This window comes from Pantoea sp. EKM103V (genome assembly GCF_011800365.1).
Lineage (GTDB): Bacteria > Pseudomonadota > Gammaproteobacteria > Enterobacterales > Enterobacteriaceae > Pantoea > Pantoea anthophila.
Genome location: NZ_JAALFQ010000029.1, coordinates 1 through 2,037 on the forward strand (window position 1 = coordinate 1; position 2,037 = coordinate 2,037).

The 2,037-nt window shown below is 53.8% G+C and carries 2 tRNA genes and 1 rRNA gene; all 3 read right to left on the reverse strand.

Annotated elements, in window-relative coordinates:
- Positions 1 to 216: 216 nt before the first annotated feature.
- Positions 217 to 292 (reverse strand) — tRNA-Ala (locus tag HFD97_RS21945).
- Between the two features lie 142 nt (positions 293 to 434).
- A tRNA-Ile gene (locus tag HFD97_RS21950) sits at positions 435 to 511 on the reverse strand.
- Positions 512 to 584: 73 nt separating this feature from the next.
- Positions 585 to 2,037: ribosomal RNA gene (locus tag HFD97_RS21955) — 16S ribosomal RNA — on the reverse strand; the annotation flags it as partial.

A 2,037-nucleotide genomic window follows, 5' to 3' on the forward strand; every position in this document is an offset into this window, starting at 1 on the left:
TAGTCGCTTAACCTCACAACCCACAGGCGTTTTTCAACGCTGCAGACTGTAAGCATTTGAGAGACTCGAACATGTCGTCATTTCATTCTTATTACGGAGAATGAACGCGTCATGTCGTTTCAATTTTCAGCTTGTTCCGGATTGTTAAAGAGCATAATACGTCACAGCACACCGTCGCCGGTACGCTCTGAGGTATTTCAGAAAAAACAGCATGTATGGTGGAGCTAAGCGGGATCGAACCGCTGACCTCCTGCGTGCAAGGCAGGCGCTCTCCCAGCTGAGCTATAGCCCCATACAGTTACTGCAGAGACCACTACTACCACTCAACCGAGTACACTTCGTGAGAAGTGCAATTCGTGCTCAGGCAAGGCATGTCTTCGCGAAGCATAGTGAACTATGCGAGCCGGAGACATAACGCAGCGTGAGTGCGAATTTGGTAGGCCTGAGTGGACTTGAACCACCGACCTCACCCTTATCAGGGGTGCGCTCTAACCACCTGAGCTACAAGCCTGTAGAGGTTTTTTCTGCTCGTGACTTTTTATCAGACAATCTGTGTGAGCACTGCGCGGGAAGGTATCTTCAGGTAAGGAGGTGATCCAACCGCAGGTTCCCCTACGGTTACCTTGTTACGACTTCACCCCAGTCATGAATCACAAAGTGGTAAGCGCCCTCCCGAAGGTTAAGCTACCTACTTCTTTTGCAACCCACTCCCATGGTGTGACGGGCGGTGTGTACAAGGCCCGGGAACGTATTCACCGTGGCATTCTGATCCACGATTACTAGCGATTCCGACTTCACGGAGTCGAGTTGCAGACTCCGATCCGGACTACGACGCACTTTGTGAGGTCCGCTTGCTCTCGCGAGGTCGCTTCTCTTTGTATGCGCCATTGTAGCACGTGTGTAGCCCTACTCGTAAGGGCCATGATGACTTGACGTCATCCCCACCTTCCTCCGGTTTATCACCGGCAGTCTCCTTTGAGTTCCCGACCGAATCGCTGGCAACAAAGGATAAGGGTTGCGCTCGTTGCGGGACTTAACCCAACATTTCACAACACGAGCTGACGACAGCCATGCAGCACCTGTCTCAGAGTTCCCGAAGGCACCAATCCATCTCTGGAAAGTTCTCTGGATGTCAAGAGTAGGTAAGGTTCTTCGCGTTGCATCGAATTAAACCACATGCTCCACCGCTTGTGCGGGCCCCCGTCAATTCATTTGAGTTTTAACCTTGCGGCCGTACTCCCCAGGCGGTCGACTTAACGCGTTAGCTCCGGAAGCCACTCCTCAAGGGAACAACCTCCAAGTCGACATCGTTTACGGCGTGGACTACCAGGGTATCTAATCCTGTTTGCTCCCCACGCTTTCGCACCTGAGCGTCAGTCTTCGTCCAGGGGGCCGCCTTCGCCACCGGTATTCCTCCAGATCTCTACGCATTTCACCGCTACACCTGGAATTCTACCCCCCTCTACGAGACTCAAGCCTGCCAGTTTCAAATGCAGTTCCCAGGTTAAGCCCGGGGATTTCACATCTGACTTAACAGACCGCCTGCGTGCGCTTTACGCCCAGTAATTCCGATTAACGCTTGCACCCTCCGTATTACCGCGGCTGCTGGCACGGAGTTAGCCGGTGCTTCTTCTGCGGGTAACGTCAATCGGCGAGGTTATTAACCTCACCGCCTTCCTCCCCGCTGAAAGTACTTTACAACCCGAAGGCCTTCTTCATACACGCGGCATGGCTGCATCAGGCTTGCGCCCATTGTGCAATATTCCCCACTGCTGCCTCCCGTAGGAGTCTGGACCGTGTCTCAGTTCCAGTGTGGCTGGTCATCCTCTCAGACCAGCTAGGGATCGTCGCCTAGGTGGGCCATTACCCCGCCTACTAGCTAATCCCATCTGGGTTCATCCGATAGTGAGAGGCCCGAAGGTCCCCCTCTTTGGTCTTGCGACGTTATGCGGTATTAGCCACCGTTTCCAGTGGTTATCCCCCTCTATCGGGCAGATCCCCAGACATTACTCACCCGTCCGCCACTCGTCACCCAAG